Annotated in this window: 28 protein-coding genes; 16 read left to right on the top strand and 12 right to left on the bottom strand. The window is 70.8% G+C overall.

Translation table 11 applies throughout. From position 1 onward, the window contains the following. Positions 1–2 precede the first annotated feature (2 nt). From AC07DU_RS04190 to AC07DU_RS04145, 10 genes are all read left to right on the top strand, one after another. Positions 3–380: a TadE/TadG family type IV pilus assembly protein gene (locus tag AC07DU_RS04190; protein WP_453372805.1), complete on the top strand. Its 378-nt coding sequence runs from the start codon at positions 3–5 to the stop codon at positions 378–380. A gap of 1 nt (position 381) precedes the next feature. Beyond that, complete coding sequence (locus AC07DU_RS04185) at positions 382–750, top strand: TadE/TadG family type IV pilus assembly protein (protein WP_479109523.1); 369 nt, start codon at positions 382–384, stop codon at positions 748–750. Continuing rightward, positions 747–2105: a CpaF family protein gene (locus AC07DU_RS04180; protein ID WP_479026706.1), complete on the top strand. Its 1359-nt coding sequence runs from the start codon at positions 747–749 to the stop codon at positions 2103–2105. The genes AC07DU_RS04185 and AC07DU_RS04180 overlap by 4 nt, the downstream gene beginning before the upstream one ends. Continuing rightward, positions 2102–3040: a type II secretion system F family protein gene (locus AC07DU_RS04175; protein WP_360898653.1), complete on the top strand. Its 939-nt coding sequence runs from the start codon at positions 2102–2104 to the stop codon at positions 3038–3040. The genes AC07DU_RS04180 and AC07DU_RS04175 overlap by 4 nt, the downstream gene beginning before the upstream one ends. 16 nt (positions 3041–3056) lie before the next feature. Beyond that, positions 3057–3950 (top strand): DUF5936 domain-containing protein, encoded by an 894-nt coding sequence (locus AC07DU_RS04170; RefSeq protein ID WP_360898655.1) that lies wholly within the window; start codon positions 3057–3059, stop codon positions 3948–3950. Positions 3951–3953: 3 nt separating this feature from the next. Next, entirely contained in the window at positions 3954–4640 is a 687-nt protein-coding gene (locus AC07DU_RS04165) for a response regulator transcription factor (RefSeq protein WP_360898657.1), read from the top strand. Between the two features lie 110 nt (positions 4641–4750). After that, a complete protein-coding gene (locus AC07DU_RS04160; protein WP_360898659.1) occupies positions 4751–4996 on the top strand; it encodes a hypothetical protein in 246 nt (81 codons plus the stop codon). Then, on the top strand, positions 4996–5640 hold the full coding sequence (locus tag AC07DU_RS04155) for a pilus assembly protein TadG-related protein (RefSeq protein WP_479109520.1): 645 nt from the start codon (positions 4996–4998) through the stop codon (positions 5638–5640). Before AC07DU_RS04160 ends, AC07DU_RS04155 begins: the two co-directional genes overlap by 1 nt. Before the next feature lie 30 nt (positions 5641–5670). Then, entirely contained in the window at positions 5671–6264 is a 594-nt protein-coding gene (locus AC07DU_RS04150) for a hypothetical protein (protein ID WP_479109518.1), read from the top strand. A 4-nt stretch (positions 6265–6268) separates the two neighbouring features. Then, positions 6269–6907 (top strand): OmpA family protein, encoded by a 639-nt coding sequence (locus AC07DU_RS04145; RefSeq protein ID WP_479109516.1) that lies wholly within the window; start codon positions 6269–6271, stop codon positions 6905–6907. Between the two features lie 6 nt (positions 6908–6913). Here the strand turns inward: AC07DU_RS04145 and AC07DU_RS04140 are convergent, their stop codons facing one another. Together AC07DU_RS04140 and AC07DU_RS04135 are read right to left on the bottom strand one after the other, a co-directional pair. Next, positions 6914–8152: a serine hydrolase domain-containing protein gene (locus tag AC07DU_RS04140; RefSeq protein ID WP_479109514.1), complete on the bottom strand. Its 1239-nt coding sequence runs from the start codon at positions 8150–8152 to the stop codon at positions 6914–6916. Between the two features lie 118 nt (positions 8153–8270). After that, complete coding sequence (locus tag AC07DU_RS04135; protein WP_479026727.1) at positions 8271–8813, bottom strand: TetR/AcrR family transcriptional regulator; 543 nt, start codon at positions 8811–8813, stop codon at positions 8271–8273. Positions 8814–8914: 101 nt separating this feature from the next. Between AC07DU_RS04135 and AC07DU_RS04130 the strand changes: the two genes are divergently transcribed. After that, positions 8915–9334: a nuclear transport factor 2 family protein gene (locus AC07DU_RS04130; RefSeq protein WP_479026729.1), complete on the top strand. Its 420-nt coding sequence runs from the start codon at positions 8915–8917 to the stop codon at positions 9332–9334. A 70-nt stretch (positions 9335–9404) separates the two neighbouring features. On the opposite strand, the gene AC07DU_RS04125 is transcribed toward AC07DU_RS04130, so the two are convergent. The 5 genes from AC07DU_RS04125 to AC07DU_RS04105 all read right to left on the bottom strand — a co-directional run bounded on the left by AC07DU_RS04125 (position 9405) and on the right by AC07DU_RS04105 (position 12715). After that, positions 9405–9818 (bottom strand): hypothetical protein, encoded by a 414-nt coding sequence (locus AC07DU_RS04125; RefSeq protein WP_479109512.1) that lies wholly within the window; start codon positions 9816–9818, stop codon positions 9405–9407. 95 nt (positions 9819–9913) lie between these two features. Then, positions 9914–10621 (bottom strand): hypothetical protein, encoded by a 708-nt coding sequence (locus tag AC07DU_RS04120; RefSeq protein ID WP_479109510.1) that lies wholly within the window; start codon positions 10619–10621, stop codon positions 9914–9916. 195 nt (positions 10622–10816) lie between these two features. Next, positions 10817–11266 (bottom strand): alpha/beta hydrolase, encoded by a 450-nt coding sequence (locus tag AC07DU_RS04115; protein ID WP_479109508.1) that lies wholly within the window; start codon positions 11264–11266, stop codon positions 10817–10819. A gap of 71 nt (positions 11267–11337) precedes the next feature. Beyond that, positions 11338–11685 (bottom strand): hypothetical protein, encoded by a 348-nt coding sequence (locus AC07DU_RS04110; protein ID WP_360898679.1) that lies wholly within the window; start codon positions 11683–11685, stop codon positions 11338–11340. 454 nt (positions 11686–12139) lie between these two features. Continuing rightward, positions 12140–12715, bottom strand: coding sequence for a TetR/AcrR family transcriptional regulator (locus AC07DU_RS04105; protein WP_360898681.1), 576 nt, complete (start codon positions 12713–12715; stop codon positions 12140–12142). A gap of 176 nt (positions 12716–12891) precedes the next feature. Here AC07DU_RS04105 and AC07DU_RS04100 point away from each other — a divergent pair, with 176 nt between their 5' ends. Together AC07DU_RS04100 and AC07DU_RS04095 are read left to right on the top strand one after the other, a co-directional pair. Beyond that, positions 12892–14508 carry an MDR family MFS transporter gene (locus AC07DU_RS04100; protein ID WP_479109506.1) on the top strand — a complete coding sequence of 539 codons (1617 nt, stop codon included), beginning with the start codon at positions 12892–12894 and terminating at the stop codon, positions 14506–14508. Between the two features lie 191 nt (positions 14509–14699). Then, a complete protein-coding gene (locus tag AC07DU_RS04095) occupies positions 14700–15029 on the top strand; it encodes a nuclear transport factor 2-like protein (protein WP_479109504.1) in 330 nt (109 codons plus the stop codon). 1 nt (position 15030) lies between these two features. Here AC07DU_RS04095 and AC07DU_RS04090 read toward each other — a convergent pair whose 3' ends face one another. Then, entirely contained in the window at positions 15031–16164 is a 1134-nt protein-coding gene (locus AC07DU_RS04090; RefSeq protein ID WP_479109892.1) for a serine hydrolase domain-containing protein, read from the bottom strand. Between the two features lie 186 nt (positions 16165–16350). Here AC07DU_RS04090 and AC07DU_RS04085 point away from each other — a divergent pair, with 186 nt between their 5' ends. Next, entirely contained in the window at positions 16351–16977 is a 627-nt protein-coding gene (locus AC07DU_RS04085) for a hypothetical protein (RefSeq protein ID WP_479026745.1), read from the top strand. Between the two features lie 191 nt (positions 16978–17168). Here the strand turns inward: AC07DU_RS04085 and AC07DU_RS04080 are convergent, their stop codons facing one another. After that, positions 17169–18455 (bottom strand): extracellular solute-binding protein, encoded by a 1287-nt coding sequence (locus AC07DU_RS04080; RefSeq protein ID WP_479109502.1) that lies wholly within the window; start codon positions 18453–18455, stop codon positions 17169–17171. 282 nt (positions 18456–18737) lie between these two features. After that, positions 18738–19430, bottom strand: a complete 693-nt coding sequence (locus AC07DU_RS04075; RefSeq protein WP_479109500.1) for a TetR/AcrR family transcriptional regulator C-terminal domain-containing protein — start codon at positions 19428–19430, stop codon at positions 18738–18740. Positions 19431–19573: 143 nt separating this feature from the next. Here AC07DU_RS04075 and AC07DU_RS04070 point away from each other — a divergent pair, with 143 nt between their 5' ends. After that, the gene (locus tag AC07DU_RS04070; RefSeq protein WP_479109498.1) at positions 19574–20266 is read left to right on the top strand and encodes a DUF4386 domain-containing protein; all 693 of its coding nucleotides are present in this window, start codon (positions 19574–19576) and stop codon (positions 20264–20266) included. On the opposite strand, the gene AC07DU_RS04065 is transcribed toward AC07DU_RS04070, so the two are convergent. Together AC07DU_RS04065 and AC07DU_RS04060 are read right to left on the bottom strand one after the other, a co-directional pair. Further along, the gene (locus tag AC07DU_RS04065) at positions 20263–20880 is read right to left on the bottom strand and encodes an SMI1/KNR4 family protein (protein ID WP_479026757.1); all 618 of its coding nucleotides are present in this window, start codon (positions 20878–20880) and stop codon (positions 20263–20265) included. The two genes, AC07DU_RS04070 and AC07DU_RS04065, sit on opposite strands and share 4 nt — an antisense overlap. 59 nt (positions 20881–20939) lie before the next feature. Beyond that, the gene (locus tag AC07DU_RS04060) at positions 20940–21296 is read right to left on the bottom strand and encodes a DUF192 domain-containing protein (protein WP_479026760.1); all 357 of its coding nucleotides are present in this window, start codon (positions 21294–21296) and stop codon (positions 20940–20942) included. Positions 21297–21376: 80 nt separating this feature from the next. Here AC07DU_RS04060 and AC07DU_RS04055 point away from each other — a divergent pair, with 80 nt between their 5' ends. Continuing rightward, complete coding sequence (locus AC07DU_RS04055) at positions 21377–22150, top strand: prepilin peptidase (RefSeq protein WP_479026762.1); 774 nt, start codon at positions 21377–21379, stop codon at positions 22148–22150. Positions 22151–22157 lie beyond the last annotated feature (7 nt).

Here is a 22157-nt window from a genome sequence, read left to right as displayed (position 1 = left end):
GGATGCCGTCGCGGAGATCGGGCCGGGCGGACCGGGGCGATCGGGGCCAGGTGGCGGTCGAGTTCGTCGGGATGGTCCCGCTGATCCTGCTGCTCGTGGCGGCGGTGTGGGAGTGCGTACTGATCGGGTACGCGTTCTCCCTGGCCGGGAACGCGGCGGACGAGGCGGCGCGGGCGGGGGCGGTGAAGGGGGAGGCGCAGTGCCGGGCGGCGGCGAAGGAGCACATCGGGGACGCGTGGAACCTGCGGGTGGAATGCGCGCAGTCCGGGGACATTTACCGGGCGAAGGTCCGCCTGGGCATCCCGGTCCTCTTCCCGGGCCTCGACTTCGGGGACATCGACGGCACCGGCGGCGCGGCGATGGAGAAGGAGGCGAAGTGACGTGAAGCGACGCATCCGCTCCGACCGGGGCCAAGTGGCCCTGGAGTACATCGGCTTCATACCGATCCTGCTGTTCGTCGCGCTGTGCGGCATCCAGCTCGGCTGGATCGCGTACGTCCACGAGCAGGCGGACACGGCGGCCCGCACGGCGGCGCGCGTGGAAGCGCGCAACGGCAGCGGCGGGGAGGCGGCCGGCGTGGCGGCCGTCAGGGAAGGGCTCGGCGCGATCGTCAACGTGACCAAGACCGACGACGCCGTGACCGCCGTCGCCACCATCCACATCAACGCGATCATCCCCGGGCTCGACATCGCCGACGCCAAGGCCACGGCGGTCATGCCCAACGACGACCCGAAGGTGACCGGACCATGAGCCTGCGTTCCCGGGTCAACACCCCCGACGACCGGCACAGCCCGCGCGAGGACGGCCGGCTGGTCTCCTCGTACCGCGCGAAGCTGCTGGAGGAGATCGACCTCGCCGAGATGTCCGCGCTCGCGCCCGCCGAGCGCCGGGCGCGCCTGGAACGCGTACTGGGCCACATCATCAGCCGCGAAGGGCCCGTCCTGTCCACCGCCGAGCGCGCGCAGCTGATCCGCCGCGTCGTCGACGAGGCCCTCGGGCTCGGCGTGCTCGAACCGCTCCTCGAAGACGCCTCCATCTCCGAGATCATGGTCAACGGCCCCGACCAGATCTTCGTCGAGCGCGCCGGCCGCGTCGAGCAACTGCCCATCCGCTTCGCCTCGCACGAGCAGCTGATGCAGACCATCGAGCGCATCGTCTCCACCGTCAACCGCCGGGTCGACGAGGCCAATCCGATGGTCGACGCCCGCCTGCCCAGCGGCGAGCGCGTCAACGTCATCATCCCGCCGCTCTCGCTGACCGGCGCCACCCTCACCATCCGCCGCTTCCCGCGCGCCTTCACCCTCCACGAGATGATCGGCCTCGGCTCGCTCGACGAGCAGATGCTGCTCCTGCTGTCCGGCCTCGTCGCCGCGAAGATGAACCTGATCGTCTCCGGTGCGACCGGCACCGGCAAGACCACCCTCCTCAACGCCCTGTCCGGGCTCATCCCGGAGGGCGAGCGCATCATCACCATCGAGGACTCGGCCGAGCTGCAACTCCAGCAGGCACACGTCATCCGCCTCGAATCGCGCCCGGCGAACGTGGAGGGCAAGGGCCGGATCACCATCCGCGACCTCGTCCGCAACTCCCTGCGCATGCGCCCCGACCGCATCATCGTCGGCGAGGTCCGCGGCGGCGAGACCCTCGACATGCTCCAGGCCATGTCCACCGGCCACGACGGCTCCCTGGCGACCGTCCACGCCAACAGCAGCTCCGACGCCCTCACCCGCCTCCAGACCCTCGCCTCCATGTCGGAGGTCGAGATCCCCTTCGAGGCGCTCCAGGACCAGATCAACAGCGCCGTGAACGTCATCGTCCAGCTCACCCGCTTCGGGGACGGATCGCGCCGCATCACGGAGATCTCCATCCTCGAATCCCACGGCCGCGAGCCCTTCCGCATCACGACCGTCTGCCGCTTCGCCGCCCAGCCCATGGGGGCCGACGGCCGCGTCCACGGCTACTTCGAGTACTACCCGCTGCCGCGCCGGATCGCGGAGCGCCTCTACATGAACAACCAGCCCATCCCGCAGGCCTTCGGGGTCGCGGCCGACGACCCCCTGACGGCTCCCCTCGCCACCCCGCACATCCCCCGGACCGCCCTGTGAACCCACTGATCCTCCTCACCCTCGGCGCCACGCTGCTCGCCTGCGTGCTCGTCGTCGCCGGCCTCCAGGCGTACGTCGCCGGGCGCGCCCAGCGCGCCGCACTGATCGAGCGCCTCTCGGCGAGCGGCGTCCCCGAACCCCTGGGGCGGCGGCGCCGCTTCGCCGGCGTCGACCGGCGGCTGCGCAGGACGAAGCTCGGCCGCCGCATCGAGCTGAAGCTGGCGACGACCGGCCTGGACCTCACGCCGGGCGAGTTCTTCGTCTACATGCTCGGTTCCGTCGCGGCCGTCTGGCTCATCGCGTCCGCCCTCCTGGCACCGTTCTTCGGGCCGGTGGCGGGCGCGGTCGGCCTCTGGGCGGCGAACGCCTTCCTGAACTGGCAGCGGCTGCGCCGTACGGAACGGTTCATCAACCAACTGCCCGACCTGGCCCGCATCCTCGCCAACGCCACCCAGGCCGGGCTGGCCCTGCGGACGGCCATCGGCATCGCGGCGGAGGAACTGGAGGCCCCGGCGGGCGAGGAACTCTCGCGCGTCGCCGACCGCCTCGCCGTCGGCCATTCCATCGACGAGTCCCTGGGCGAACTCACCGAACGCCTCCCCTCCCGGGAGCTGGTCGTCCTGGTCTCCACCCTCGTCCTGTCCGCCCGCGCGGGCGGCGCGATCGTGGACAGCCTGCGCAATCTGACGGTGACCCTGGAGCAGCGCAAGGAGACGCGCCGCGAGATCCGCACCCAGCTGTCCCAGGTGACGGTGACGGCCTACCTGGTGCCGGCCATCGGCCTCGGCTCCCTGCTGCTGGTCGACATGATGATGCCGGGCGCGCTGGACCGGATGACGGGAGCGTTCCTCGGCCAGACTGCCGTCCTCGTCTCCCTGGGCCTGTTCGCGCTGGGCTTCCTCCTGATCCGCCGCCTGTCGAAGATCGACGTGTGAGGGGGGCGACGGAACGATGACCGGACTTCTGCTCGCGCTGGCCGTGGCCGTGTCGGTGCTCGGCGCCTTCCACGGCATCCGCCTCTACCGCGCGGACGTGAAACTGCCCACGGACCTCGCGCTGGCCCTGGAGGTGGGAGCCACCCGCACGACGGCGGTCGGATCCCTCGTCGACCGCATGGGCATCCGCTGGGCACCGCTGGTCCTGAGCGCGATGGGCGCGAACCGGGTGGCCCGCAAGCGCCGCCAGATCGACATGGCGGGCAACCCGGCCGGCCTGACGATCGACCGGTACGCGGCCAGGCGCGCGGTGTACGGCCTCCTCGGCGCCGTGGGCGCCTTCTCGATGCTGATCAACGGACAGCTCGTGGCGGCCCTGCTCATGGTCGCCTTCGGCCTGTTCTGGATCGAGGTCGGCCTGTGGTCCGCGATCAGGGTCCGCCGGGACCACATCGAGCGGACCCTGCCCGACTTCCTGGACGTCCTCGCCGTGGTCGTGAGCGCGGGGCTGGGCTTCCGGCAGGCGCTGGACCGGGTGGCGGACAAGTACGAGGGGCCGTGGGCCGACGAGATCCGCATCACGCTCCAGCAGATGGACATGGGCGTCAGCCGCCGGCAGGCCTTCGACGAACTGCGGCGCCGCAACGACAGCGAACAGGTCGCGCAGTTCGTGACGGCCCTCCAGCAGGGCGAGGAGCTCGGCTCCCCGATCGTCGACACGCTGATCGCGATCGCCGAGGACATGCGCCGTACGGACGCCCAGAACGCCCGCCGCCGCGCGGCCCGGGCCGTTCCGAAGGCGACCTTCGCGGTCACCATGTTCATGCTGCCGGGCACGCTCATCCTGCTGGTCTGCGGTTTCGTCTACGGCGCGAACGTCGACTTCGGCGCGCTGTTCGGGGGTGGCTGAGCCATGGCACGACTGAGCGTGCTCATCGCCGACGACAACCCGGTCATCCGGGCGGGCCTGGCGGCCGTCCTCGGCGCGGCCGAGGACATCGAGGTGACCGCCCAGGCCGTGGACGGCCGCGAGGCCCTGAGCCTGACCCGCCGGCACGCCCCGGACGTGGTCCTGCTGGACGTGCGGATGCCGGGGGTGGACGGGATCTCCGCGCTGCCGCACCTGGTGCAGCTGGCGCCCGTGCTGATGCTGACGTACAGCCGAGAGGCCGAAGTCGTCCGCGAGACGCTGCTGTTGGGCGCGGGCGGCTACCTCGTCCACGGCGAGTTCACCCCGGACGAACTCCTCCGGGCGGTACGCGACGCCCCGCTGGGCCGCCCCCACTTCACCCCGACGGCGGCGAGCGCGCTGCTGGCGGAACTGCGTACCTCTTCGCATCCGCAACGGGATGTGGCACAGTCTTCCGAGAGGATGCACAACTCTGTTGTCTTCGGGCTGAGTTCCCGGGAGGTGGAGATCATGGATCTGATCGCGTCCGGGATGAGCAATCAGCAGATCGCCGCCGCCTGCTTCATCAGCGAGAAGACGGTCAAGAACCACATCAACCGCATCTTCGCGAAGCTCCAGAGCGCGACGCGCAGCGAGGCGATAGCCCGCTGGCTGGGAACAGCCCGTCCAGGAGTGACCGGTCATGGGTAGACAGAGTGCGCAGTGGGTCCGTAATTGGGTCCCGGGACCCTTGGTGACGAGAGGTAACGCGCCGTACCGTCCGCAAATCGACACCGGTACCGGCCCGGGAGGGAACCCCCATGTCACACAACACGCTGCTGAGGACCGCCGTGAAGGCGCGGATCAGGGTGAACGGCTGGGCGGACACGGCCACGACGCGGCTCCGCCGACGGTACGCGGGACTCGACCGCGGCCAGACCGCGTTCGAGTACCTGGGCATCATCCTGGTGGTCATCGTGATCGTGGGAGCGATCGTCGGTTCCGGCATCGGCTCGGAAATCACCAAGCGGATCAAGCAGGCGGTGACGGACATCAAAGCCGGCTAGTGCACAGGCAGCGGGACCTCGGGCGTGATCAGGGGCAGGCCTTTCCCATCTACGTGGTGATGGTGGCGGGCCTGCTGTTCGCCGCGCTCGCCCTCTTCGTCATCGGCCAGGCGTCGGTCACGCGCAGCGATGCCCAGGGTGCCGCGGACGCGGCGGCCTTGGCGGCTGGCCGGGAGGCCAGGGACCGGGTGCTGCTCGATCTCGACCTCGCCGCAGCGCAGCCCGCGGACTGGAAGAAGATCATTGACGGGAAGTTCTTCAAAGTGGGCGAAGCCTGCGCCGCGGCAGAGGCTTTCGCGGCGAAGAACGATGCGAAGGCGACCTGTGAGCCCTCCCTCCCACGATTCACTGTCACGGTGGAGACCAACAGGACCGTGGGTGATTCAGTGGTCCCCGGCACCGGCAGCATGCACGGAACGGCAACTGCCACGGCTTTGATCGAGTCGAAGTGCCACTTGGGTGCAGTCCCCACTCCCAGCCCCACCGGCACCAGCCCCGCTGGGGGCGGAACTCCGGCCCCTGCTCCGACCCCACAGGCAGTGAGCTTCAGTTGTGATGGAGAGCTGGTCGAGGTTGACCCGTTGAAGCCGGGCCCACTCGGTGCATTGACCAGAAAGCTGTTCAGCGTGCGACTCGTCGGCTGACAGGGAACGAGAGACAAGGAACGTTCATAGATGAGCATGCGGCGCATGGTGAAGGTCCGTGGGGGAGTGGCCGTTGCAGGTGCGGCGGTCATGGTTCTTGCGTTGGCCGGGTGTGGTGGCGATGGTGACAGCGACAAGCCGAAGGATTCACAGAAGACTTCGGCGCCGCCCTCTCCGGGCGGGGCGCCTCAAAGCCCGGCAGCGAGTGCCAGCCAGGGGTCGGAACCGACACAAGTCATCGCCACGCTCACTGGACAGGCGGGTATGACCTTGGAGATCAACGCGGCGCGGCGAGATCCAGGCGGCTTCCTTACCGTCACCGGTCAGATCAAGAACACGGGTAGCCAGTCGTACAAGGACACCGTTGCCTGGCGTGGCATCGAACTCAAGGGAACCGGAGAATCGATCGCCGGCGCGACGCTGGTCGACAAGGTCGGCAAGAAGCGTTACTACGTGCTTCGCGACACGGAGTCGAGGTGCTTGTGCACGACAGGCGTCTCAAGCGTCGACGCCGGCCAGGTGATCCCCTTCTTTGCTCAGTTCCCAGCGCCACCGGCAACTACGGGCGAGGTGGAGTTCAGCCTCCCCACCTTCGCCACGGCTACCGTCAAACTCTCCGGGTGACCCCATGACAACACGCCACCACACCATCGCCGCCACAGCCGTGGCCAGCCTCGTCATCGCCGGTGCGCACCTCGTCGGCGCGACGGCCGCGCACGCCGACGACGTCAAGCCCTCCGTCCCCCCCGGCACCGAGCCCTCGGCCTCCGCCCCCGTGCCGATCGACTCCAACGCCCCCGGCCTGAAGATGCCCCAGGGCGGCACCCTCGCACCCGTCAAGGTGCTGGACATCGCCGAGGTCGTCGAAGACCTCGGGGGTGAGCAACGCCGTCAGGAGACCAACCAGACCGTCATGATGGCCCTGCAGTCCGAGGTCCTCTTCCCCGAGAACAGCGCCGTGTTCAACGCGCAGGCCGCCGCCCGCATCCAGGCCATCGCCGCCGAGATCAACACGCAGAAGGCGACCCGCATCCGCGTCTTCGGCTTCACCGACGACCAGGGCAGCTACGAACACGGCAAGGAGCTGTCCAAGCAGCGCGCCGACGCCGTGCAGGCCGAGCTGGCCAAGACCGTCACGAACCCGAGCGTCGTCTTCGACGTCCGCGGGTACAGCGAGGACTACCCCATCGCCGACAACAGCACCGAGGAAGGCCGCAAGAAGAACCGCCGCGTCGAGATCACCTTCCCCCGCACCGCCGGCGGCTGAAGCCGCCTACTTCTTCGTGACCTGCGCCGGCAGCGTGTAGACGTTCTCCGGCGTCACGATCCGCGTGATCGCCTGGCCGAACAGCGTGCTCGGCTCCTCGCCCTCGGCGGTGATGTCGGTGTTCAGCAGGACGACCATCGTCGCCTGCTCCTCCGGCATGTAGGTGACCACCGCCTCGTAGCCCGGCAGGGACCCGTTGTGCCCGATCCAGCCGTGCAGGTTGAAGATGCCGAGGCCGTATCCGGTGCCCGGCAGGGCGGGCACGACCTTCAGCCGCTGCGCCTGGGTGGCGGGCGTGAGCAGGGTGCCGGTGGCCAGGGTCTTCGCCCAGGACCGCAGGTCCTCAAGGGTGGAGATCATCGCGCCCGCGGCCCATCCCCAGGAGGGGTCCCAGTCGGCCGAGTCCTCGACCTTCCCGGTCAGCGTCTGGTTCGTGTAGCCCTGGGCGTGCGGCTCGGGGAACTCCGCGCCGGTGGGGAAGAGGGTGTTCTTCAGCTTGGCGGCCGCGACCACCTCGTCGTTGATGTAGTCGTTCAGCTTCTGGCCGCTGGCCTTCTCCACCACCAGCCCGAGCAGGATGAGATTGGTGTTGCAGTACAGGAACTTCGCCCCCGGCTCGAACAGCACCGGGTGCTTGAAGGAGTACGCGAGCAGCTCCTGCGGGGTGAACGGCCGGTCCGGGTCGGTGAACAGCGCCTTGTCGAAGCCGGGGTCCTCGGAGTAGTTGAACAGCCCGCTGCGCATCTCGGCGAGCTGGCGCAGCGTGATGCGGTCACCGTTGGGGACGCCGTCGATGTACCGGCCGATCGGGTCGTCCAGGCCGACCTTGCCCTCGTCCACGAGCTGGAGCAGCGCGGTCACCGTGAAGGTCTTCGTCACGCTGCCGATCCGCATGTGCATGTCGGTCCGCATGGGGGTGCCGGTCGCCTTGTCGGCGACGCCGAAGGCCCGTACGTACTCGCCCTTGCCGGGGGCCGACAGGGCCACCATCACCCCGGGTACGTTCGCCTCGGTCATCACCTTGCGCACGGCTTCGTCCAGCTGCCGTGCCACGGCGGGCGTCAGCTGCGGGAAGTCCCCGTCGACGCGGGCGCGTTCCGTCACCGCCGGTGACATCCCGCCGTCCCCGTCCGAGGCGTATCCCGCACCCGCACCCGCACCGAGGGGCACCAGCAGCACCCCGACCGCGGCCGCCCCGACCGACGCCGTCCGTACGCGTGACACTCGTGGCACTCGTGTCGCCATGCCGGGCCTCCTGCGCCTTGAGCGCCGCGGGCAGCGGCGCCGAGCCAAGCCCCCCGCCCGTCCAACGTATCCCCGCCCCCTCGCCCCGGCGACCGCACGCCGCTCCCCGCCCGGACCCCTACGGCATGGCGGCGGAGACGAGCCTCCGCGCCACCTCGCCGGCCCGCCGGGCCGGTTCCGGGCCGGGGTCGAGGGCCGCCACCACCGTGGCTCCCTCTACCAGGATCAATAGCTGGTCCGCCAGGTCCTCGCGCCCCGGGCCGGCCACCTCGCCCAGCAGGGCCCGCAGACCCGCCTTGTGGCGGCGTACGACGTCCAGGACCCCGGCGGGACCGGCGCCCAGCTCCCCGAAGGCGTTCAGGAAGGCGCAGCCCCGGAAGTCCGGCTCCGAGAACCACCGCGCCAGCCACTCGAAGACGGCGTGTACCGGGTCGGGGGCGCCCGTCACCGCGTCGCGCAGGCTGGCCGTCCAGCGCTGGTCGCGGCGTTCGAGATAGGCCGTGACCAGGGCCTCCTTGGCGGGGAAGACCCGGTAGAGGCGCTTGAGGGGTACCCCCGACTCGGCGCGGATGCGGTCCATGCCGACGGCTTGGATGCCGTGGGCGTAGAACAGCGCCTCCGCCGCGTCCAGGAGCCGGGTGCGGGCCTCTTCGTCGTCCATGCGGGCAGCGTAGTCGAGATTCACCTTGCGGGGAGAACGGCCGTTCTCTAAGGTCTGAGAACGCACGTTCTCGCCACTCGGAAACCACGAGAGGGACCGCCATGACCACCGCCGTACGCCCGCCCCTGCCGCCCTTCACGGAGGAGTCCGCCCGCGCGAAGGTCCAGGCCGCCGAGGACGCCTGGAACAGCCGCGACCCCGAGCGGGTCGCCCTCGCGTACACGGAGGACTCGGTCTGGCGCAACCGCGACCGCTTCCTCACCGGCCGCGCGGAGATCCGCGCGTTCCTCGCGGAGAAGTGGGCGCGCGAGCTCGACTACCGCCTCCGGAAGGAACTTTGGGCCTACACCGGCAACCGCATCTCCGTACGCTTCACGTACGAGTGGCACGACGCCACCGGCCAGTGGTTTCGCAGCCACGGTAACGAGCAGTGGGAGTTCGCCCCCGACGGCCTGATGAGCCGCCGCGAGGCGAGCATCAACGACATCCCGATCGCCCCCGAGGACCGCCGCCTCGTGTGAAGCCGTAGATGGGGTCGGGCACTCAGGTGCGGGGGAGTTCCGGCAGGGGCGGGGGCCGCGGATTCCCCTGCTACTTGGGCGAGTAGCAGGGGGAGGTGACGGTGATGTAGGCGATGCCCTCGCCGGCGCTCGCGTTCGTGATGCCGACGCCGCCGCTCATCCAGAAGTCGTCGGGCTCGGTGCGCATGCTGATGTAGGGGTCCGGCTTGGTCCAGTCGCCCTTGCCCTGCTCGGTCTTGAACTCGTACCCTTGCGCGGCCCAGGCGTCCCGGACCTGGCCGAGGAGGTCCTTCGCGGCGGAGCCGGGCACGTTCGTCAACTGATACCGGTGGATCACCTGGGCCCGCTTGCTCGTCCCGTAATCGGCCAGGCAGGCGCCGGGCCCCTGGGTTCCCCCCGGCTGCAAGGCGGGCCGCGGGGACAGGCCGGCCACTGCCTGCCGGACGATCTCCTCGGCTCGCGCCACGGCCTGCTGCTCGTTCATGGTCACCGTCTCCCTCGGATTACCCGGCCCCGAACACGCGGCCACGGAGCACATCGGCACGAGCAGCGCTCCCACCGCAACCGCTCTGCGGAGGTTCACGCCGAAGGCGGGGTGTGGATCACGGGGGTGGCCGGACCGGTGACGCCCACGTTCAGGCCGCCGTCGTCGGCCCGGGCCAGCTGGGCGACCACTTCGTCGGCCGGGTTGAGGGCGACGAGGCGGCCCGGGACGCCGCGTACCTGCCAGCCCGCGCCCTCGAAGTGCTCCTGCGCCCGCGCCATCGCCCGGGCGGCCCGGTCCTCGGCCAGGGGTTCGGTCGCCCAGGCGTGGTGGACGTAGGTCGCGCCCTCGTTCTCGACCGTACGCAGCTCCCCGCCGCCCGCGGAGTCGTGCCGTACGTGCAGGGCGTCGTAGATCCGGCTGGAGTGCGTGAGCACCGCCTGCTGCGAGGCCTCGTCCGCGGACAGCGACTGCGCCGAGGGGGAGGCGGAGCCTCCCGACTTCGGCACGTAGCAGGGCGAGGTGACGGTGAGGATGGCGGTGCCGTCGCCGGTCGCCCGGTCCGTGTCGCTGTTCTGGATGGTCATCCAGTAGTCGTCGGGGACCGTGCGCATGTGGACGCTCGTGCCGGGATCCGTCCAGTCACCGTCGGACGTGGAGCTCTGGAACTCGAAGCCCAGCCCCACCCACGCATCGCGGGCCTGGCGGACCAGCTGGCGTCCGGCGGAACCCGGAACGCTTTCGAGCCGGTAGCTGATGTGGACCTGCTGACGGTCTCTTGCCGTGGTCGGCGAGACACGCACCGGCACCGTACCGACCGTCCCGCTGCAGGGTGGGCTTCGGCGACAGGGCCCCCAGCGTCTGCTGGACGATCTCCTCGGCGCGGGCGATGACCTGCTGGTCGTCCATGATCACTTTCGTCTGCTCCCCTGGTCCTGCGCAGGCCGTCAGCGCGAACGCCAGCCCGGTCAGCGCTACGGCCATTCTCCTGCGGCGAGTCATTTCGCCTTCCCTGTCACGATGTCCGCCATGTTTCCGAGGGACTCGCCCTCCCAGTACTGCGAGTGCGCGGGCATGAGCTCCCCACCCTCGCCGACCGACTTGCCGGGAGCCACACCGAAGGTCCGGCCGCCGAAGTCGTCCGTCGTCGGGTCCGTTCCGTACAGGATGGAGTGGTCATCGAGCAGCTCGATGACGCCCGGCGGATACAAGGGCCCGAGAAACGCGCCGGCCACCGCGTTGGGCGAGGGGGCCATGTTGATCATGTCGTTCTTGGCCGTGGCCGCCCACACGTGGTCCGGCGGAACCCCCAGGTCCTTCGCGTGGTCCACGCCGACGCCCGGGCTGCCCACGAAGATGACGTTGTCCACGGGCATGTCGGGGTGTTCGGCCAAGGCCTTGCCCGCGACCAGGGTTCCGTAACTGTGGCCGAGGACGGTGGAGTTCACCGGGCCACCGGTGTGGGCGGTGTCGACCCCGGTGAGGAATCAGCTCAGCGGTTCCTTCGCGTCGTTGGGCGTTACCGGCCCTTGTCCGCGCCGTCGGGACGGACGCCGTTGAACCCGGCCCCGACTCGGTGGTCGACCTCACCGAACTCCTTGCCCGCCGTCTTCAGCGAGCCCTCCAGCCGCGTGCACTCGGCCCGGACGTCCTCCAGGCGGCCCTTCCAGGAGGTACGGACCTCTCCGAGGATCGCCGGCAGCATGAAGCCTTCGAGGGTGGGGACGACGCCCTCGTGGGAGCTTTCCAGCTTGCCCAGGGCGGCGTTGGTGGTCACGGTCAGCTCCGAGGAGACACCAGAGGCGCCGGTCCACGGACCCTGATGCACGTCGAGGTCCTTGCCGCCCCCGTCTCCGGGTGTGTTCACCGACGCCAAATTCATCCGGGGCGAAGTGTCGAACAGCTTCTCCCACTCGGGGCTCAGCCCCATAAGTCTCTCCCCCGCATTGCGCGCCACAGAATTCCCACACCGTAGGGGAGATCGAATCGCGGGACATGAGTACGCGTACCCATCCCGACGGCCCGCCACTTGAGACGGGGCGGGGCGTGACCTCCCGACAGCCCGCCGGTTGTGACGGGGTCGGGTGTGTGTCGGGGTGTCCCCGCAGGGCGTCGAACGCACCGCCGCCGCACCCCCCGACCCCTCGTCACGTTCGGCGCCCGAGGACACACCCCGGCGCGCGCCCGGCCCCGTCGCAGCCGGCCCCGCAGCCGCGCCCCGTCGCAGCCGGCCCCGCAGCCCGCCCCCGCGACCCGAAGCAACGGCCCCCCCGTACGCGCGCCGCAGGCACAGCCCCGCCCCGGCGCACCGCAACGAGCGGCTACGCGTGGTGCGCCTGCGTGATCAGGTCGATCGCGACCTCCAGCGCGGCCAGGCGGGTCTCCTCCGGGTCGCTCTCCATGTGCTGGAGGTACACCATCCCCGCGTGCATCGTGAACAGCGCGCTGACGCAGCGCACCTGGTCCGCCAGCGGGCCGTCCTGGGTGCGCACGAGTTCCACGAGGCGCAGCAGCCGCTTCTTCATCGTCTCGCCGATGCTCAGCTCACGCATCGTCGCCTGGTTCTCCTGCATGAAGCGGAACAGCGGAGCGCACCCGGCCACGGCCTTGCTGTAGCGCCGCAGGACCTCCTTCTTGGTCTCCAGCGTGCGCGGCTCCTTCTCCGCCCAGGTGATCAGCTCGTCGATCGGCCGGGTCAGGTCCTCGAACAGGCTGATGATGATGTCTTCCTTGGTCTTGAAGTGGTAGTACAGCGCCGCCTTCGTGACCTCCAGCCGCTCCGCGATCTCGCGCAGCGACGTCTTCTCGTAGCCCTGCTCGGCGAAGAGCTCCAGTGCGACGTCCTGGATGCGCTGGCGCGTGTCGCCACGGCGCCGCTGCGGACTGCTGCTGGACATGGCTCTCCCCAAATCACTTACTTGACGCCCGGCTAGTTGCGGGTCTACCGTCCCCATTGTAGTGAACTAGCCGGTCGGCAAGTAAGTGCCGGTGGGCGGGGCGCGTCTCAGCAGTGGCAGAGACAAGCAGAACGCGAAGAACAAGCAGAAGCAGCAGAAGTAAACGGGGAGTGGACATGGCGGACACGGCGAAATCGGCTGAGCGTGCGCAGGAGGTGAAGCCACGCAGCGTCCGGGTCGTCCTCATGGCGCTCATGATCGCGATGCTGCTGGCCATGCTCGACAACATGATCATCGGTACGGCGATGCCCACGATCGTCGGCGAGCTCGGCGGCCTGGAACACCTCTCGTGGGTGGTCACCGCGTACACGCTGGCCACCGCGGCCTCCACCCCCATCTGGGGCAAGATCGGCGACATGTACGGGCGGAAGGGCTCCTTCCTCACCTCGATCGTGATCTTCCTGATCGGCTCCGTGCTCAGTGGCATGGCCCAGGACATGGGCCAGCTGATCGGCTTCCGTGCGATCCAGGGCCTGGGCGCCGGCGGTCTGATGGTCGGCGTCATGGCGATCATCGGCGACCTGATCCCGCCCCGTGAGCGCGGCAAGTATCAGGGCATGATGGCCGGCGTGATGGCGCTCGCCATGATCGGCGGTCCGCTGGTCGGCGGCACCATCACCGACCACATGGGCTGGCGCTGGTCCTTCTACATCAACCTGCCGCTCGGCGCGGTCGCGCTCGCGATGGTGACGGCGGTGCTGCACCTGCCGAAGCGGACGGAGCAGGCGCGCCCGAAGATCGACTACCTCGGCGCCGCGCTGCTGACCGTCGCCATCACCTCCACCGTGCTGGTCACCACCTGGGGTGGCAACGAGTACGCCTGGGGCTCCGCCGAGATCCTCGGCCTGATCGCCGTCGGCCTGCTCTCCACCGCCGCCTTCCTCTACGCCGAGACCAAGGCCGCCGAGCCGGTCATGCCGCTGCACATCTTCCGCAGCCGCAACTTCAGCCTCATGTCCGTGATCGGCTTCCTGGTCGGCTTCGCGATGTTCGGCGGCGTGCTCTACCTCCCGCTTTTCCAGCAGTCCGTACAGGGCGCCTCCGCCACCAACTCGGGTCTGCTCCTGCTCCCCATGCTGCTCTCGATGATGGCCGTCTCGCTGGTCGCGGGCCGCATCACCACCAACAGCGGCAAGTACAAGATCTTCCCGATCGTCGGCGGCGCGCTCATGGTCGTCGGGCTGTTCCTGCTCGCGACGATGGACACCGGCACCTCGCGCCTCGTGTCGGGCGTCTACATGGCCGTCCTCGGCGCCGGACTCGGCTTCCTGATGCAGATCACCATGCTGGTCGCGCAGAACAGCGTCGAGATGAAGGACATGGGCGTCGCCTCCTCCTCGGCGACCCTCTTCCGCACGCTCGGCGGCTCCTTCGGCGTGGCCCTGATGGGTTCCCTCTTCACCGCCCGGGTCACGGACACCATGTCCGACCGGCTCGGCCCGGAGGCCGCCGGGGCCGCCGGATCCGCCCAGTTGGACGCCGCGAGCCTGGCCAAGCTGCCGGAGGCCGTACGCGAGGCGTACCAGCACGCGGTGGCCGCCGGCACGCACTCCGCGTTCCTGCTCGGAGCGGCCGTCGCCGTACTGGGCTTCGTGGCCGCCTGGTTCGTCAAGGAGGTCCCGCTGCGCGGCGCGGGCCCGGCCCCGGCCGACGGCGATGACACCGCCGACACCGCTGAGGCCGCTGCCGACGCCAAGCCCGCCCCGGCTCAGCAGGAGTCCGTCTCGCGCTGACCCTCGCCACGGCCCGGCCCCGGTGGAACTGCCCACCGGGGCCGGGCCGTGTCACGGAACAGGGCCTGACACGCCGTCCGCAAGCGAACGGGTGAGGGTCGACGACCCGGCCGGGCCCCGGGTGTTCCCTGGTCGGGAACGCACGCACGCATGCGCAGACGCACGCGCCCGCCCGCCGACCAGGAGGCCCCGTGACCATCGCCCCCGCCAAACTGTCCGACCCCGTCGTCGGCGCCCTCGTCGCCGCCGTCAACGCACACGACAAGGACGCCTTCCTCGCACTCCTGACCGCCGACGCGACCATGTCCGACGACGGGTCCGACCGCGACCTATACGAGTGGATCGAGAAGGAGATCTTCGGATCCGGCGGCCACATGAACGTCCAGTCCGAGTCCGACGGCGGCCGCTCCCTGGTCGTCGACTACCGCAACGACACCTGGGGCGAGATGCGCACCGCCTGGCACTTCACCCTCGCCCCCGGCGGCGGCAGGATCAGCCGCTTCGAAACCGGCCAGGCCTGAACTACCGGGCCCGCGCCACCTTCAGCACCGCCGCCGTCAGACGCCCGTTCTCCGGCGCCGCACCGCCCGGGAAGCCGAAACGGCGGCGCGTGTACCCGTACGCGATCCCGGTGGCCGGGTCGGCGAAGCCCAGTGCGCCCGCCGCTCCGCTGTGCCCGAAGGCCTGCGGGCCCACGGCCGGCTGCTGCTCGAAGCCCAGACCGAAGTGGTCCGGTTCCGCCGTCACGGCGTCCGGGCCCGGCGCGTGCAGCTTCGCGACCTCCGCCGCCGTGTCCGCCGCCAGCAGCGCAGCCCGGCCGTCGACCTCGCCGATCGCCGCCGCGTACAGGCCCGCGATGCCGCGCGCCGACCCCATGGCGCCCGCCGAGGCCGGGCCGAGCTCTCGCGTCCTGGGGTGGTTGGCGTGGGCGACCAGGTCCATCGGGGGCTCCCGGTGCCCGTTGAAGGCGACCGCCAGCAGCTGCGGCGGCGGGCCGCCCGCGGCCTGCTCCGCCAGCTGCTCGGGCGTCGGCAGCATCTCCAGTACCGGCTTCCAGCGGCCTTCCTCCGAGGCGGGCAGGCCCATGTACAGGTCCAGCCCGTACGGGGCGCGCACGCGCTCCTCGTAGAGCTCCTGGACCGACCTGCCCGTCGCCCGCCGCACCACCTCGCCGGTCAGGGCGCCGATCACGAAGGCGTGATAGCCGTACGCCGTCCCGGGCTGCCAGTACGGCCTCGCCCCGGCCAGCCGCGACGCGATCAGGGCGTCGTCGGCGATCTCGTCGTAGTCGAAGCCCTCCGGGATGTTGATCAGCCCGGACTGGTGGCTGAGCAGCTGGCGCAGCGTCAGCCGCTCCTTGCCGTCCCCGGTGAACTGCGGCCAGTACGCCGACACGGGGCGGTCCCACTCCAGTACGCCGTCCTGCACGAGCAGGGCCACCACCAGGTGCGCCGCGCCCTTGGTGATGGAGAAGACCCCGCTCAGGGTGTCGCCCCCGGTCTCCTCGCCCGCCCACAGGTCCACCACGCGCCGGCCCTCGTGGTGCACCGCGAGCTGCGCCTCGGGCGAGTGGGGTTCGGCCGCCACGAAGTCCGCGAACTCCTCCCGCACCGACTCCCAGCCCGCCGCCACCGTGCCGTTCACCTTCACGCCCATCGCGTCCCCCTGGTCCGTCGCGTCGTCTGCGTCTGACGCGGCCAACAGAAGACGATCAAGGGGTATTCCGCGGTCTCCGCGGTCCGTGGGGCTCCCGGGGACTCCCCTACGGGTGGGGGGCTCCCGTACGGGTGAAAGCGCACGCGGCGTCGTTCCGGCCCGCCGCAGGGGCCCGTTGGACCGGGCATGAAGCGCACCCGCATCGCCGCCGCCACCCTCGCCGCCGCCGCGGCGGCCCTCGCCCCCGCCCTCGTCCAGGCGGCCACCGCCGCGGAGGCAGCGGCGTACCTCCAGGACCCGGCAGGCGGCGAGAAGACCATGAAGTCGATGTGGACCAAGGACGAGATGCACAAGGTGGAAGGGCAGTTCCGCTTCCACCCCGGGGTCCAGTACAAGACGGTCACCCGTCCCGGCCCCTCCGGCGCGCCGGACTACGAACGGCAGGCCCCCGACCCCAAGACCCTCGCCTGGCAGCCGTCGTACGAGTTCGCCTGGCAGGTGTCGGACTCGACGGTGGTCAAGAAGGCGCTGACGGTCAAGGAGGGCGAGCACCCGATCGTCGTGGACGCCGAGCTGTTCGCGCCGGGCGGGGCGAAAGTGGGGGAGGTGCACCGCAAGCTGACCGGGAAGCCGGCGGCCGGGCGCGAGAAGGTCGCGGGCGGCAAGCGGATCGGGTGTGACACCGGCGAGTACACGGTGAAGTGGTCGGTCACGCGGTCGGGCTACGGGACGCTCACGGGCACGATGCCCTGGAACTCCAGCTGCGAGCAGTACCGGACGGCGTTCGCCACGGACCACGGAAAGCAACGCTGAGGCCGGCCGCCCCACGCACCTTGTGGGTGCACGGCGGGCGACTGGACCGCGGCCTTGGATCAAGAGCCGTAGGACCATGATGCCGCACGGGGTGGTCTGCGGCGCGGAGCGGAGGTCGTGTGTCGGGGAGTCCTTCAGTCAAGAACTTCAGTCACTCATCACTGAGTCCTCCGGGTCCTCCAGCGAGTCCTTCAGTGCTTCTTGGTGGCCTGGTTCGCCTGGGAGGCGATGTCCTCCAGGACGGCCTTCGGGTCCCCGCCCGGTTCCACGGCGCGCCCGATGTTGCGCTTGATGGTGTCGCTGACCGTCACCCAGGACGGGTCGTTCACGGGATAGAGCTGGGCCGTGCGCAGGGCCGTCAGGAACTGCGTGTCCTTGGCGTCCAGGCCGCCGCCGGACGGGGTGCGCGCCGCGGTGACGGTGGAGGGCAGCAGGTGGTAGCGGCCGGCGAAGTCCGACAGGTTCTTGTCCTGGTAGACGAAGTCCAGGAACCTGCCGATCTCGTCGCGCTTGCCGTTCTGCCGGAACGCCATCATCCAGTCGGCCACGCCGACGGCCGGCGGGCTCTCCCCGGTGCCGAGGGTGTCCGAGACGGGCATGGCGGTGGTGGCGACGTCGATCCCCTTGGCCTTCGCGTCGTGGGCGAGCGAGGGGTAGCCGTTGAGCATGCCGACCTCGCCGCGCGTGAAGGCGGCGAAGGCGTCGGCGCGGTTGAGCTGGGACGGCGGGGTGGGGCCGGTGAGGCCGGGGGCGACCAGGTTCCCCTTGACCCAGTTCCAGGTCTCGATGTTCTGGTCTGAGGCCAGGCTGTAGTTCCCGCTGCTGTCGGCGTAGCCGCCGCCGTTGCTCAGTTCCCAGATCATCGCCTCGGCGTGTGCCTCCTCCGGGCCCAGGGGCAGGGCGTACGGGTACTTCACGCCCTTGTCCTTGAGCGCCTTGGCGGCGGCCCTGAGCTCGGACCAGGTCTTGGGGGCCTCCTTGATGCCGGCCTTCGCGAAGAGCGCCTCGTTGTAGAAGAGCAGGCGGCTGCTCGCCACGAAGGGCAGGCCGTAGAGGGTGCTGCCGAGGGAGCCGGCGTCGGCGAGCGGCTGAAGGAAATTCGCCTCGGCGGTGACCGACAGGAGTTCGTTCGCGGCATAGAGCTTGCCCTGGGCCGCGAAGTCCGAGTAAGAGCCCATGAGGGCGATGTCCGGCGCCTTGCCGGCCTTGACCATACGGGAGACCTCGCGGTCGATGTCGGCCCAGGGCAGGAGCTTGACCTCGACCTTGATTCCCGGGTTGGCGGCGGTGAAATCGGCCGTCAGCTTGTCCCAGAAGGCCTTCGAACTGTTGGCCGGATTGTCGCCGTATTCGGCGGCCACCAGACGCAGGGTGCCGCTGTCACCTGCACCGCCTCCGGCCACGCCACATCCGGCCAGAGGTATCAGCAGACCGAGAACGACCGTGGTGGCGGCCGTGCTGAAAATTCTACGTCGCACGGGTGTATTCCCCTGATTTTCTTTCGGATCCCGTTATTACTTATGGGTTACTCCGGGCTGAGGTGTACCTGCATGGCCCGTTGGCCGGAATTCTCTCCTGCCGGTGGGTTGGCTGATTCCACGGGGGCCGCACTTGTGGTCAATGCTCCAAGCGGGGCTTTTCCTTTTGGTGTTTTCCGATATCTGATCGGCTAAGGGGACGCGCGTAGAAATGCCGAAAAGCCCGTTTCCGGTCGGGAAACGGGCTCGGGGGTACGGCGCCGGACCGCGCCGGCGTGTTCGCTATGGCGTGCGGGCGGAGGTCCAGCCCTGACGGCGGAGGTTCTCGAAGCCGTCAAGGAGCAGGTCCAGGGCGAACTCGAACTCGAACTGGTCGTCGCAGCCGCCCCCGACCGTGGAGCCGCCGTCGTGTGCGGCCGTCGCGGCCAGTTCCGCGATGTGCGGGTAGAGCGCCGCCAGCCCGGGGTCCGGCGGGCCGGAGGGGCCGGAGGGGCCGGAGGTGTCGAACAGCTCCTGGCTGAAGCCGAGCAGGCGGCTGCCCATCGCGTGCATGACGTGGTGCGTGAGGTCGGCGGATAGGCCGCCGGCCCGGAAGCTCCCGGCCATCGAGTCCAGGTACGCCAGCACGGCCGGGGTGGGGCCGGTCCGCGACTCGATGACCCGGGCCGCCCAGGGGTGGCGCAGCAGGACCCGGCGGGCCGAGAGGATCCGCCCGCGGACCACGCTGCGCCAGTCGGGGCCCGCGGCCGGCGGGTCGATCTCGCCGACGACGGCGTCGGCCATGCCGTCGAGCAGCTCCTCCTTGTTGGCCACGTGCTTGTAGAGGGCCATCGGTACGACGTCCAGCTCCTGGGCGAGCCTGCGCATGCTCAGCGCGTCGATGCCGGTGGCGTCGGCGAGCGCGACGGCGGCGCGCAGGACCCGGTCCCTGTTCAGGGGGACCCGTTGCGTGGGTGTGGCTTCCTGCCGGGTCATGCGGTTCGGTCCCTTCTCTCGTCGGCTTCTCTCGTCGGCGGCGCCTCTCCCGACAGCGCGCCGCCTTGACGAGTGTACGACGTACACCTAGGCTCGCCACGAGGTGTACGGCGTACACCACCACCGAGCGAGGGGTACAGAAGATGAGTCCGGACCGGAGAACCGCGGTGGCCGCCGGGTCGCTGTTCCTGCTGACCGAGGCCTCCGCGATAGCCGGGGCGGTCCTCTACCGCCCCCTGCTGGGCGCGGCCGACGGCCGGCTCGCCCAGGGCGCCGACGCGCGGGCGCTGCTCGGGGTGCTCTGCGAGGTGGTGCTGGTGGCGGCGGTGGCCGGTACCGGGGCGGCGCTGTTCCCCGTCCTGCGGCGCCACGGCGAGGGGCTCGCGCTCGGATACGCCTTCGGGCGGCTGCTGGAGGCGGCCGTCATCGCCCTCGGCATGACCGCCGTCCTGGCGCTCATCACCCTGCGGCGGGACATCGACACGGACGCGGCCGCGGCGGCCGGCGCCGACGTGGCGCTGGCGGCCCTGCACGAGTGGACGTTCCTGCTCGGGCCCAACATCGCCCTCGGCCTCAACACCGTCCTGCTCGCGTACGTGGCGTACCGCGCCCGGCTGGTGCCGCGCTTCATCGCCGTGCTCGGGCTGATCGGCGGGCCGCTGATCTGCGCCTCGGCCGTCGCCGTGATGTTCGGGGCCTACGCGCAGCTCTCCGTGGCGGGGTCCCTCGCCGCGCTCCCGGTGTTCGCCTGGGAGCTGGGGCTGGCCGGGTGGCTGATCGTCAGGGGGTTCGGGCCCGGCTCGCCCGCCCGGCCCGATCTCCAAGCCACCCGCTAGTCCACGAACTCGCCCGCGTACGGGTCGGGCTCGCCCGTCTCCGGGTTGCGTCCTTCCTGCCAGCGCCGCTGGGCCTTGCGCCAGTGCACGAAGCTGAGGTGGCCGCCGTCCCAGAAGGTGATGCTGACCGGGCTCACGTCGAACTCGTCGGAGCAGAGCCGGTAGAGGAATTCGGCCATGCCGTACGGGTACAGGGCGAAGGAGTCGGCGGTGTGCCGCCCGCAGACCAGGACCGGCCACTGGTCGGGGTCCGGGTCGCTGGTGAGCCAGCACAGGATGTCCGAGCCGCCGGTGACGCCCCAGGCGATGATCGACTCCGGGTCCACGTCGAAGGCGGCCCGGCCGCCCTGCGCCTCCCAGACCTGGCGGGCGTTCGCGGTCTCCTCGGTCATCTCGGCCGGGTCCCACTGGAGGCCGGGCTTGGGCAGCGGCAGCAGGATGCTGGCCTCGCCGTTGATGGAGCCCGCCCCGAAGCGGCCCATGAACGCGATGAAGTCGGCCGGGAAACGAGTCCCCCAGACGGCCTCGGCCGCCGGCCAGTCGATGTCCTCGTCGGCCCCGTGCGTCGCCGACATGATCTGCTCCAGCGCCTTGACCCGCGCGTTCTCCGACATGCCGCTCCCCTGTGGCCCCAGCTCAACCGCCCCAACCTAGCGCCGGGGAGGGGGCGCGCCTAGCCGGTGTCCACGTTCACGCGCGTCCCGGCCCGCAGCCCCCAGCCGGCCATCGCGCCGGCCCGCGCCTCCAGGACGTGCCGGGAGCGCAGCCGGGGCACCCCGAGCCGCCCGGGGGCCATGGTGACCACGGCGAGCACGCGCAGGTCCCGGTCGAGGTACGCCACGTCGATCGCGAACCGCATCCGGAAGGTGTGCACGCTCGCCGCGGGGGTCAGCAGCAGCGCCCCCTCGATCCCGTCGCGCCCCAGCAGCCCGCGGGTGCGCGCGCCGTACGAGGCGGCGATCTGGAGGGGGATCGGCGCCCGATCCGCTCCGACCGTGAAGGTGCCGCTGCCGTCCCGCCACTTCGCCATGCGGTCAGGGTAGGGGAGCGCGTCGGCGCCGGATCCCGGGCGGAGCCCCGGAAAACGGGCTGCGCCGCTACCGTCGCGGGATGGGCGTGGTCGTGATCCTCCTTGCCGCCGGGTACGGCGTGGCCGCCGGGCTGCTCCTGCCGCGCGCGGTGTACCGGCTGTCCGCCCTGCCGGGGGAGCCCTGGCGCGAGCGCTGCCCGCAGGGGCACCCGCTGCGGGGCTGGCTCGGCCCGGCCCTCTGCCGGGTTCCCGCGACGGCCGCCGTCCCGGGCCCGGACCGCCCGCCCTCCGCCGCGCCGGCCGCGCACCTGTACGGGGGCCGCGCCGCCCCCGTCGCCGCCCTCTCCGGGGCGGTCTGCGCCGCGCTCGGCGCGGCCGTCGGGGCCCGCCCCGAGGTCCTGGCCTACGTGGGGCTCGCCCCGGCGCTCGTCCTGCTCGCGCTCGTCGACCGCGCCGTGCACCGGCTCCCCGACGTGCTGACCCTGCCCCTCGCGGCCGCGGTCGCCGCCGGGCTCGGGGCGGCCGCCCTCCTGCCCGGCGCGGCGGGGGACTGGCGGCAGGCACTGCTCGGCGGCATGGCGCTCGCGGCCGCGTACCTCCTGCTGTTCCTGATCAACCCCGCGGGCCTGGGCTTCGGAGACGTCAAACTGGCGCTCTCCCTGGGGGTCGCTCTTGGGTGGTACGGGTGGGGGGTATGGGTCGCCGGGGCCTTCCTGGGCTTCCTCTACGGGGCCCTGTACGGGCTGGCCCTAGTGCTGCGCAGCCCAGCGACCCGCAAGCAGGGCTTCGCCTTCGGCCCCTTCATGGCGGCCGGGGCACTCACCGGAGTGCTGCTGGGTGGTTTCGGAGCGTAATCGTTCC

The organism is Streptomyces sp. NPDC045695 (assembly GCF_056432025.1).
This window is presented reverse-complemented; position numbering and strand designations above follow the sequence as displayed.

Excerpts from the sequence above, each read along its gene's own strand:
- AC07DU_RS04190 (WP_453372805.1), top strand. The coding sequence starts at position 3 with ATGCCGTCGCGGAGATCGGGCCGGGCGGACCGGGGCGATCGGGGCCAG.
- AC07DU_RS04180 (WP_479026706.1), top strand. The coding sequence starts at position 747 with ATGAGCCTGCGTTCCCGGGTCAACACCCCCGACGACCGGCACAGCCCG.
- AC07DU_RS04170 (WP_360898655.1), top strand. The coding sequence starts at position 3,057 with ATGACCGGACTTCTGCTCGCGCTGGCCGTGGCCGTGTCGGTGCTCGGC.
- AC07DU_RS04165 (WP_360898657.1), top strand. The coding sequence starts at position 3,954 with ATGGCACGACTGAGCGTGCTCATCGCCGACGACAACCCGGTCATCCGG.
- AC07DU_RS04160 (WP_360898659.1), top strand. The coding sequence starts at position 4,751 with ATGTCACACAACACGCTGCTGAGGACCGCCGTGAAGGCGCGGATCAGG.
- AC07DU_RS04150 (WP_479109518.1), top strand. The coding sequence starts at position 5,671 with ATGAGCATGCGGCGCATGGTGAAGGTCCGTGGGGGAGTGGCCGTTGCA.
- AC07DU_RS04145 (WP_479109516.1), top strand. The coding sequence starts at position 6,269 with ATGACAACACGCCACCACACCATCGCCGCCACAGCCGTGGCCAGCCTC.
- AC07DU_RS04140 (WP_479109514.1), bottom strand. The coding sequence starts at position 8,152 with ATGGCGACACGAGTGCCACGAGTGTCACGCGTACGGACGGCGTCGGTC.
- AC07DU_RS04135 (WP_479026727.1), bottom strand. The coding sequence starts at position 8,813 with ATGGACGACGAAGAGGCCCGCACCCGGCTCCTGGACGCGGCGGAGGCG.
- AC07DU_RS04130 (WP_479026729.1), top strand. The coding sequence starts at position 8,915 with ATGACCACCGCCGTACGCCCGCCCCTGCCGCCCTTCACGGAGGAGTCC.
- AC07DU_RS04125 (WP_479109512.1), bottom strand. The coding sequence starts at position 9,818 with ATGAACGAGCAGCAGGCCGTGGCGCGAGCCGAGGAGATCGTCCGGCAG.
- AC07DU_RS04105 (WP_360898681.1), bottom strand. The coding sequence starts at position 12,715 with ATGTCCAGCAGCAGTCCGCAGCGGCGCCGTGGCGACACGCGCCAGCGC.
- AC07DU_RS04100 (WP_479109506.1), top strand. The coding sequence starts at position 12,892 with ATGGCGGACACGGCGAAATCGGCTGAGCGTGCGCAGGAGGTGAAGCCA.
- AC07DU_RS04090 (WP_479109892.1), bottom strand. The coding sequence starts at position 16,164 with ATGGGCGTGAAGGTGAACGGCACGGTGGCGGCGGGCTGGGAGTCGGTG.
- AC07DU_RS04085 (WP_479026745.1), top strand. The coding sequence starts at position 16,351 with ATGAAGCGCACCCGCATCGCCGCCGCCACCCTCGCCGCCGCCGCGGCG.
- AC07DU_RS04075 (WP_479109500.1), bottom strand. The coding sequence starts at position 19,430 with ATGACCCGGCAGGAAGCCACACCCACGCAACGGGTCCCCCTGAACAGG.
- AC07DU_RS04070 (WP_479109498.1), top strand. The coding sequence starts at position 19,574 with ATGAGTCCGGACCGGAGAACCGCGGTGGCCGCCGGGTCGCTGTTCCTG.
- AC07DU_RS04065 (WP_479026757.1), bottom strand. The coding sequence starts at position 20,880 with ATGTCGGAGAACGCGCGGGTCAAGGCGCTGGAGCAGATCATGTCGGCG.
- AC07DU_RS04060 (WP_479026760.1), bottom strand. The coding sequence starts at position 21,296 with ATGGCGAAGTGGCGGGACGGCAGCGGCACCTTCACGGTCGGAGCGGAT.
- AC07DU_RS04055 (WP_479026762.1), top strand. The coding sequence starts at position 21,377 with ATGGGCGTGGTCGTGATCCTCCTTGCCGCCGGGTACGGCGTGGCCGCC.